This window comes from Acrocarpospora phusangensis, assembly GCF_016862995.1.
Lineage (GTDB): Bacteria > Actinomycetota > Actinomycetes > Streptosporangiales > Streptosporangiaceae > Acrocarpospora > Acrocarpospora phusangensis.
In genome coordinates, this window is record NZ_BOOA01000044.1 from 69,429 (window position 1) to 78,965 (window position 9,537).

General features: G+C 71.5%; 6 protein-coding genes and 1 riboswitch. Of the genes, 4 read left to right on the plus strand and 2 right to left on the minus strand.

Annotated elements, in window-relative coordinates; translation table 11 throughout:
• Positions 1-70 precede the first annotated feature (70 nt).
• The gene (gene recD2, locus Aph01nite_RS25060; protein ID WP_204043420.1) at positions 71-2,260 is read right to left on the minus strand and encodes an SF1B family DNA helicase RecD2; all 2,190 of its coding nucleotides are present in this window, start codon (positions 2,258-2,260) and stop codon (positions 71-73) included.
• Positions 2,261-2,394: 134 nt separating this feature from the next.
• On the opposite strand from recD2, the gene Aph01nite_RS25065 reads away from it, so the two are divergent.
• From Aph01nite_RS25065 to Aph01nite_RS25080, 4 genes are all read left to right on the plus strand, one after another.
• Positions 2,395-3,945: a hypothetical protein gene (locus Aph01nite_RS25065; protein WP_204043421.1), complete on the plus strand. Its 1,551-nt coding sequence runs from the start codon at positions 2,395-2,397 to the stop codon at positions 3,943-3,945.
• Between the two features lie 10 nt (positions 3,946-3,955).
• Positions 3,956-5,311 carry a serine hydrolase domain-containing protein gene (locus Aph01nite_RS25070; RefSeq protein WP_239161952.1) on the plus strand — a complete coding sequence of 452 codons (1,356 nt, stop codon included), beginning with the start codon at positions 3,956-3,958 and terminating at the stop codon, positions 5,309-5,311.
• 78 nt (positions 5,312-5,389) lie between these two features.
• Positions 5,390-5,857 (plus strand): hypothetical protein, encoded by a 468-nt coding sequence (locus Aph01nite_RS25075; RefSeq protein WP_204043422.1) that lies wholly within the window; start codon positions 5,390-5,392, stop codon positions 5,855-5,857.
• 472 nt (positions 5,858-6,329) lie between these two features.
• Positions 6,330-6,511, plus strand: a riboswitch (cyclic di-AMP (ydaO/yuaA leader).
• Positions 6,512-6,525: 14 nt separating this feature from the next.
• On the plus strand, positions 6,526-7,221 hold the full coding sequence (locus Aph01nite_RS25080; protein ID WP_204043423.1) for a CHAP domain-containing protein: 696 nt from the start codon (positions 6,526-6,528) through the stop codon (positions 7,219-7,221).
• A gap of 217 nt (positions 7,222-7,438) precedes the next feature.
• Here Aph01nite_RS25080 and Aph01nite_RS25085 read toward each other — a convergent pair.
• Positions 7,439-9,537: DEAD/DEAH box helicase (locus Aph01nite_RS25085; protein WP_204043424.1), on the minus strand; the 2,099-nt coding region annotated here is incomplete at its 5' end.

Here is a 9,537-nt window from a genome sequence, read left to right on the forward strand (position 1 = left end):
TTGGTAGCGATATCGGGTCAAACGGCGCCCAGAAGAGTAAAGTCCGCGCCTGCCCTTTTATTCCCGCCCGTTACCGGTCGAGGCGGTGGGTGAGGCCGGTGTGGCGGCGCCCGGCCCCGCGGGTCCGTACGGCCTGGGCCAGGGCGCGGCGGGAGCCGACGATGACGGCGAGCTTCTTGGCCCGGGTGATGGCGGTGTAGAGCAGGTTGCGCTGGAGCATCGTCCAGGCGCTGGTGGACAGCGGGATGACCACGGCCGGGTACTCGCTGCCCTGGGAGCGGTGGATGGAGACGGCGTAGGCGTGGGCGAGTTCGTCGAGCTCGTCGAAGGCGTAGTCGACGTGCTCGTCCTCGTCGGTCAGGACGGTGAGGCGGTTCTCCTCGGGGACGATGCCGGTGACGACGCCGACGGTGCCGTTGAAGACGCCGGCGGCGCCCTTGTCGTAGTTGTTGCGCAGCTGGGTGACCTTGTCGCCGATGCGGAAGACGCGGCCGCCGTAGCGGCGTTCCGGCAGGTCGTCGCGGGCGGGGGTGAGGGCTTCCTGGAGGGCCAGGTTGAGGGCGCCGGCGCCGGCCGCGCCGCGGTGCATGGGGGCCAGGACCTGGACGTCGCGGCGCGGGTCGAGGCCGAACTTGGCGGGGATGCGGCGGGCGGCCACGTCGACGGTGAGGGCGGCGATCTCCTCGGGTTCCTCGCAGGCGAACAGGAAGAAGTCGGGGAATTCGCGCAGCAGCGGGGGCTGGCCGCTGTTGACGCGGTGGGCGTTGACGACGACGCCGGACTCGGCGGCCTGGCGGAAGATCTGGGTGAGGCGGACCCGGGGGATGGCGGGGGCGGCCAGCAGGTCGCGCAGGACCTCGCCGGCGCCGACGGAGGGCAGCTGGTCGACGTCGCCGACGAACAGCAGGTGGGCGCCGGGGGCGACGGCCTTGGCGAGCTTGTTGGCCAGCAGCAGGTCGAGCATGGAGGCTTCGTCGACGACGACCAGGTCGGCGTCGAGGGGGTTGTCGCGGTCGAAGGTGGCCTCGCCGCCGGGGCGCAGCTGGAGCAGGCGGTGCACGGTGGTGGCCTGGTGGCCGGTCAGCTCGGCCAGGCGTTTGGCGGCGCGGCCGGTGGGGGCGGCCAGGATGACCTTGGCGCGTTTGGCGCGGGCGAGTTCGACGATGGAGCGGACGGTGAAGCTCTTGCCGCAGCCGGGGCCGCCGGTGAGGACGGCCACCTTCTCGGTGAGCGCGAGCCGTACGGCCTGGTCCTGCTCGGCGGCGAGGCTGGCGCCGGTGCGGGTCTTGAGCCAGGTCAGGGCGGCGGCCCAGTCGACGTCGGCGAAGGCGCGCAGGCGGTCGCCGGAGGTGTGGAGCAGGGTGCGGAGGGTGGCGGTGAGGGACTGCTCGGCGCGGTGGAAGGGCACCAGGTAGACGGCGGGCACGGTGCCGTCGCCGGCCGGGACGTCCTCGCGGACGACGCCCTCCTCGGCGACGAGCTCCTCCAGGCAGGCGGCGACCAGCTCGGCGGGCACGTCGAGGATCTTGACGGCGTCGCCGGTGAGGTTGGGGGCGGGCAGGAAGCAGTGGCCGTCGTCGGCGGCCTGGGAGAGGGTGTAGCGCAGGCCGGCCTTGACGCGCTGGGGGCTGTCGTGCGGGATGCCGACGGCCTGGGCGATGGTGTCGGCGGTCTTGAAGCCGATCCCCCACACCTCGTCGGCCAGCCGGTACGGTTCGGCGCGGACGACGCCGATGGACTGGTCGCCGTACTGCTTGAAGATGCGGACGGCGATGGAGGTGGAGACGCCGACGCCCTGCAGGAAGATCATCACCTCTTTGATGATCTTCTGTTCCTCCCAGGCGGCGCCGATCATCTTGGTGCGTTTGGGGCCGAGGCCGGGCACTTCGACGAGGCGGGCGGGTTCCTCCTCGATGACGCGCAGGGTGTCGGCGCCGAAGTGGCCGACGATGCGCTCGGCCATGCGGGGGCCGATGCCCTTGATCAGGCCGGAGCCGAGGTAGCGCTGGATGCCCTGGACGGTGGCGGGCAGCACGGTGGTGTAGGACCAGACCTCGAACTGGCGGCCGTAGCGGGGGTGGGAGGTCCAGCGGCCGGTCAGCCGCAGCGACTCCCCCGGCTGGGCGCCGAGCAGCGGCCCGACCACGGTCAGCAGGTCGGCGCCGGAGCGCTCGGTGGCGACCCTGGCGATGGTGTAGCCGGTCTCCTCGTTCGCATAGGTGATGCGTTCCAGGACCGCGTCCAGGCTGGCACCCTCCACCGATCCTCCTTCGCGGCGCGCGCCCCGAGCGTAGCGGTTTCGCGGGGGTTTCTTCGTGATCGGCTGGCGGGGCGGCGGGCGGCGGTGTACGAACAAGGCACCAGCGACGGGGACGATTCGGACGGGGAGAGTTCATGAGCGTGCGCGTGACCATCGAGGCGGTCCGGCGGCCGGGCCTGGCGGCCGAGCGGGTGCGGGAACTGGCGCAGGGCCATCCCGAGGTGCGGGGGCACCTGGAGCAGGTGTCGGAACTGATCGTGCACGACGCGGCCGCGCTCGGCCACGACCCGGGCGAGGACGCGCCGTTCCGGGCGCACGTGTTCGACCCGGTCGGCAACCGGGCCGTGGAGATCCGCGGCACCCTGGACCGGCTCGGCGAGGTCGAGGTGCGGCCCAGCGCCGTACGGCCCCGCCCGCAGCCGGGCGAGCTGGCCGCGGCGGCGGAGATCTTACGCGGCGACCCGCGTTTCCCCGCCGGCGACGACGTGGTGATCTACCAGCCGATGCCGCCGCTGGCCGACCTGGAGCGGCCGGACGGGAGCCTGGTGCGCCGGCCCACGCTGGGCGTCTACAACCCGGCGGGCGGGCCCCGCCACCAGATCGTCGCGGTGGACGTGGCCGCGCACACGGTGGACTGGCACCCGGCCGACGTGGCCGCCCACACCGACGACGACTGCGAGAAGCACCTGCCGGAGGGCGTCGGCTCGCAGGCCGACCGCGGCGGCCCCGACCAGGTGCGCGTCCGCGTCGTACGGGACGGCGTCGAACTGTGGAACCTGATCGTGGTCCGGCCGCGCGCCTCCCAGCCCGCCCCCGACGGCGCCGGCGTGGAACTGCTGAACGTGCGCTACCGCGGCAGGCTCGTCCTGCGGCAGGCGCACATGCCGGTCCTGAACGTCCTGTACGCCGACGGCGAGACCAACTTCCGCGACTGGGCCAACGAGGAGACGGTCTTCAAGGCGACCGGCGAGGACCCGGCCGGATGGGGGTGGCGGCTGTGCTCCAAGCCGCCGCAGACCATTCTGGAGCGGCCCGAGGACGACCGCGGCAACTTCCAGGGCGTGGCCTTCCACCACGACGGCGAGGAGTTGCGCGTCGTCAGCGAGCTGCAGGCCGGCTGGTACCGGTACGTGTCGGACTGGCGGCTGGCCGACGACGGCACCATCCGGCCCCGGTTCGGGTTCGCCGGGACCAAGGACCCGATGACGTGCAACCGGCACGAGCACCACGCGTACTGGCGGCTGGACTTCGACCTGGACGGCGCGGCCAACGACACGGTGCAGCAGCTGGAGGACGGCGGCGGGATCGTGCTGGACAGCGTGCCGATCAGGCGGGAGACCTCGCGGCGGCGGCGCGGCGGCATCAAGGGCTGGCAGGTGGTGGACAAGAAGACGGGTCGCGGCTACCAGATCTGGCCGGGCGAGCACGACGCCAGCGCCGACGCCTACGGCGTGGCCGACGCGTGGTTCCTGCGCCACCGCGCCACCGAGCTGCACGACGGCGGCCACATGGGGCGTCCCTCCGACAGCAAGACCCACCTCAACAAGTTCCTGGACGGGGAGAACATCGACGGCGCCAACCTGGTCGTCTGGTACGCGGGGCATTTCCTGCACGACCAGGCCGCGCCGGAACCGCATCAGGGACACATCGTGGGGCCCGACCTGATCCCGGTGCCGGGCGACTAGCCTGTCGCCCATGGTTCTCGAAAGCACCGCGCGCGCCCTGCTCCACCGGCTGGCCGTCGAGCAGGCAGAGTCAAGGGTTCCGTCGCTGGTGGCCGCCCTGGTGCGGGGCGGCGGGCCGGTGTGGTTCGGGGCGCGCGGCCGGACCGGCCTGGAGGGCCGCGACGGCTCAGGGCCGACCGAGCGCACCCGGTACCGGCTGGGTTCGATCACCAAGAGCATGGTGGCGGTGCTGGTGATGCGGCTGCGGGACGAGGGCGTGCTGGACCTGCTGGACCCGCTGGACAAGCACGTGCCCGGCACGCCGGTCGGCGACCTCACGATCGCGCAGCTGCTGTCGCACACCGGCGGCCTGACCGCCGAGCCGCCCGGCTCCTGGTGGGAGCGCACCCCGGGCGCGCCCGCCGCCGGCCTGCTCGGCGACCTCGGGCCCGAGGTGGCGCGGCACCGCCCCGGCCGGCGCTTCCACTACTCCAATCTCGGGTACGGGCTGCTGGGCGAGCTGGTGGCCCGCAAACGCGGCGTCGGGTGGGCGCGGGCGGTGCGGGAGGAGATCCTGGAGCCGCTGGGCATGGGCGCGGTGACCGAGCGGGCCGAGGAGCCGTACGCGGCGGGGTTCGCGGTGCATCCGTGGGCGGACGTGCTGCTGCCCGAGCCCGAGCACGACGCGGGCGGCATGGCCCCGGCCGGGCAGCTGTGGGCGGGCGCCGCCGACCTGGCCCGGTGGGCGGCCTTCCTGGCCGGCGACGGCGGCGGCGTCCTGCGGCCGGCCACGCTGGCCGAGATGCGCGAGCCGGCCGCGGTTGAGGACGGCCCCTCCTGGGATCGCGGGTACGGCCTGGGCCTGCAACTGGCCCGCCACGAGAGCCGCATGCTGGCCGGCCATACGGGGTCGATGCCGGGCTTCCTGGCCACGGTGTGGACCGATCCCGCCGACGGGGTCGGGGTGCTGTTCATGGCCAACACCACGTCGGGCGTACGGGGGCGGCTGCTGTTCGACCTGCTGGACATCCTGGCCGAGCACGAGCCGCCGCTGCCGGCCGAGTGGCGGCCCTCCCCCGTCGACGAGGACCTGCTCGACCTGGCCGGGCCCTGGTACTGGGGGCCCTCGGCGTACGCGCTGCGGCCGCTGCCGGGGCGCGGGCTGTCGTTGTCGCCGATCAGCGGGGTCGGGCGGGCCTCACGGTTCGTGCCGCAGGCGGACGGGACGTGGCTCGGGCTGGACGGGTATTACGCCGGTGAAACCCTGCGGGTGGAACGTCATCCCGGGGGTGTGCATATTTCCCTCAACACGTTCATCTTCACCCGGGAACCCTACGATCCGTCTGCCCCGATTCCTGGGGGTGTGGACCCGGAAGGGTGGCGTTGACCGTTTGTATTTGGTCACATTCGCAGCGTGACCGTCGTAGGGTTTGGGACGTCCAATCCCCCCTCGCAGGAGGCCTGTGTGACCACCCTCGAAGACCGCGTGACCGCCCTCGAAGAGGAAGTAGGGAAGATGCGCGACCAAAGGCCCGAAGCCGAGGAGACGCGAGCGATCGCTGACTTCGCCCAGAAGAGCTCGACCGCCGCGCACGCCACGTTCGATGAGGTGTACAAGCGCCTCGGCGCCTACCACCGGGAGGTGAGCGGCCAGTTCCAGCGGGTCAACAACGCGCTGAGCCTGCACATGTATCGGTTCGGGGAGGTCGACAACACGCTCGCGGACCACACGGACCGCCTCGTGCGGATCGAGACCACCCAGGAGGAGCAGGCAGAACGCCTCGGACGCATCGAACAGGTCCAGAAGGAGCACAGCGAGCGATTCGACGGGCTCGACGAGCGGATAGATCGGGTCGAAGGGAGTCAGAAGGCGGGCAACCAGATGCTGCAGAAGATCCTGGAGACCCTGTCCGAGCGCGGTGATCGCGCCTAACCGCTGACGTTGAAGGCCTCTGTCCCGCCACCCGCCTGGCGGGACAGAATGCACCGCGTGACTTTCCGACGCGTTCGGTCGTGAAGCTTCGACGCGGTGTGAGCATGGCCTGTGCTTTACCGAGCCTGCTCGATCGGAGCGAGATCCGGATGGCCGAAATCGCGGACCATCCGTTTCTTTGTGATCATGCTGTTCCGGTCGGAAACATCCGAGAAAATCGGGCTTCGCGCCATCCGAGCCTCGTTGCCGCAGCCTGCGGCCATGCAGTCACCTGGGCGTTATTAGCCCTAACATCCCATGAATCCCTAATATATCTACTTGTCGGCATTTGACCCGTTTGGGCGATTTCGTCTACCTTCATGGGAAGTCCAGGGCATCTGGACGCCAAGACAGGCCAAACAGGTCAAGTGAGTCCAATCACGGTCTCGTCCCAGATGCCCTATCCAACTCGGATGGCCGTCCCAAGCCTGGGACGGCCCGACCGCCGAGTCCGCTCACGCGGAGCCGGGGAACCATCGAGGGCCGGGAGAACTCTCCCCAGATGAAAGCACCAGACTCCCAGCCCTCTCGGGGTGAATCGGCCTGTCTCAGGCCGTAGGGCGACTTCCACGCCCGAATCCGTCAGCTAACCCGGTAGGCGGCATGGAAGCAAGGGAGCAAGACCCCACATGCGAGCCCCCAAATCACACGTGCGCGTCGCCCTGGCCACTACACTTCTCGCCGGCGCCGCGCTCACCGGAAGCGCCGCGGCGGCAGGTTTCGCCCACGCCGACTCCAGCCGGGCCGGCGACGCCAACATCGCCCCGGTCGGCCGCGCCGACCTCCACCCGGAGGCCAGCCCGCTGTTCAGCGTCGCGCGGCGGCTGCCCAAGGTGAGCGCCGACCAGGTGCTGCGCCTGGCCGAAAGCCAGGTCGGCGTACGCGAGAACGGCTACGGCGGCGGCACCAAGTTCCACGACTGGTACATGAACTCGCCGCGCGCCCGGGAGACCGTCGCCCGCGACGGCGGCAAGGTGACCGACTACCGGAACGCCGCCTGGTGCGACATGTTCGTCTCCTGGGTCGGCGACAAGCTGGGCATCCGGCCCGCCATGGGCTGGGACGCCTACACCGTCTCCCACGCCAGCTGGTTCAAGGAGAACAAGCGCTGGGGCACCCACCCGGTGCGCGGCGCGGTCGTCTTCTTCGGCTGGGACGGCGGCAAACTCCTCCACAACATCGACCACGTCGGTTTCGTCATCAAGGACAACGGCGACGGCACCATCCAGACCGTGGAGGGCAACACCGGCAACGGCAAGGTGGAGATCCGTACCCGCCCCACCGCCGACGTCGTCGGCTACGGCTACCCCGTCTACACCGCCTGACCCGTGGCCGCCTGAGCCGGCTGCCCTGCCAGCGGGTGCGGCTACACCCGCGGACCGTTTCCCGGCCCGGCAGATCCCCCGGGGCCCGGGTGACGGCCCACGGCAGGGGCAGCCTTCACGGCCCCGCGCGGAATCCCCCCGTCCGCGCGGGGCCATAAACAAATGACGCGGGGGCGGTCGGTCTCATTCCGCTGAGGCCTCCGACCCTGTGGCGTGTTCAGCGGAGTTCCACCAGGCGGGCCAGTTCGTCGAGGGGGAGTTCGCTCAGTGCCGCCTCGCCGGAGGTGAGGACCGCGTCGGCCAGGGCACGTTTGCCGCGTAGCAGGTCGGCGATCCGGTCCTCGACGGTGCCCTCGGCGATGAGGCGGTGCACCTGGACGGGCCTGGTCTGGCCGATCCGGTACGCGCGATCGGTGGCCTGCTCCTCCACGGCCGGGTTCCACCACCGGTCGTAGTGCACGACGTGATCGGCCCTGGTGAGGTTCAACCCGGTCCCTGCGGCTTTCAGCGACAGCAGGAACACCGGCACCTCGCCGTCCTGGAACCGGCGGACCATCTCCTCGCGGCGCGGCACCGGGGTCCCCCCGTGCAGCAGCCGGGCCGGTACGCCACGGGCCGCCAGATGACGCTCCAGCAGACGGGCCATCGTCACGTACTGCGTGAAGACGAGGGCTGCGCCGTCCTCGGCCACGATGGTGTCCAGCAGCTCGTCCAGCAGGGCGAGCTTGCCGGAACGCCCGGTGAGACGGCCGTGCGGCTCCTTCAGATACTGGGCGGGATGGTTGCAGATCTGCTTGAGGCCGGTCAGGAGCTTGACGACCAGGCCGCGCCGGGCCATGCCGTCGGCTTCGGCGATGCGCGCCATGCCCTCACGGACCGCGGCCGCGTAGAGGGCGGCCTGCTCGCGGGTGAGCGGGACCGGCTGGTCGGTCTCGGTCTTGGGCGGCAGCTCCGGCACGATCCCGGGATCGGTCTTGCGGCGGCGCAACAGGAACGGCCGTACCAGCGCGGACAGACGTTCGGCCGCGGCCGGGTCCTTGCCGGGCTCCGAGCCCTCGATCGGGCGGGCCCACCGGGACCGGAAGCCGCCGAGGGTGCCGAGCAGGCCGGGCGTGGTCCAGTCCAGGATCGCCCACAGGTCGGTGAGGGAGTTCTCCACGGGCGTGCCCGTCAGCGCGACCCGCGCCCCGGCGGGAATGGTGCGCAGCGCACGAGCGGTCCCGGACCGGGGATTCTTCACGTGCTGGGCCTCATCGGCGACCACCAGATCCCAGGCGGTCCCGGCCAGCCGCTCCGCGTCCAGCCGCATCGTCCCGTACGTGGTGAGCACGAACCCGTCCTCGACCCCTTCGAGGGTACGGGCAGGGCCGTGGTACCGCCGCACGGCGACACCCGGGGCGAACCTGCGGATCTCCCGTTCCCAGTTGCCCAGCAGGGAAGCCGGGCAGACCACCAGGGCAGGCCCACCCCCGCGATGCAGGGCGAGGGCAATAAGCGTGACCGTCTTGCCCAAGCCCATGTCGTCGGCGAGGCAACCTCCCAGGCCGAGCGAGGTGAGCCCCGCCAGCCAGCGCAGGCCGCGTACCTGGTAGTCGCGCAGGGTCGCGGTCAGCCCAGCCGGCGGACCGACCGGCTCGGAGGCGTCCGGATCGGTGACCCGGCGGCGCAACGCCTCCAGCCACGGCGTGGCGGCGACCTCCACCCGCTCGCCGTCGATGTCGGCGCTCCCGGTCAGCGCGAGCGCGAGCGCGGCAATCGGGGTGAGCGGTTTCATCGACCGGTCGCGCAGCTTGGCCGTGGTCGCCGCGTCCACGACGACCCACTGATCACGCAGACGCACCAGCGGACGATGAGACTCGGCCAGCAGATCCATCTCAGCCTCGGTGAGCGGATCATCCCCCAGCGCGAGCTGCCAGTCGAAACGCAGCAGATCCCCCTGCGAGAAGGCGGTAACCAGCGAGGGCACATCGGCCGGCTGCCCCGTCCCGACGGCGGCCCGGACGGTCAGAGGGCGCGCGGCGGGCACGGTTTCCGAGCGGCGCCCCCATATCCCGGAAATTCCGGACACGAGCGAGGCAAGCTCTGCCCGCTGACCTGCACCGGGCTTCCGATTGAAGCCCCGGACGGGTTTCGCGGCCGGGGCCGGCGTCCGGGCCGCGTGCATGGCGGCGGCCGTGCGCGGCATCCCGTCAGCGACCGCGTCCAGAAACGCCCGCACCAACCCCTCGGCATCCGGATCGCCGACGCTCAGGCCGTCCTCGCTCACGCTCCCCTCATCCGAATAGCCGGAGATCAGGCCTCCCGTCTGCGGCCTAG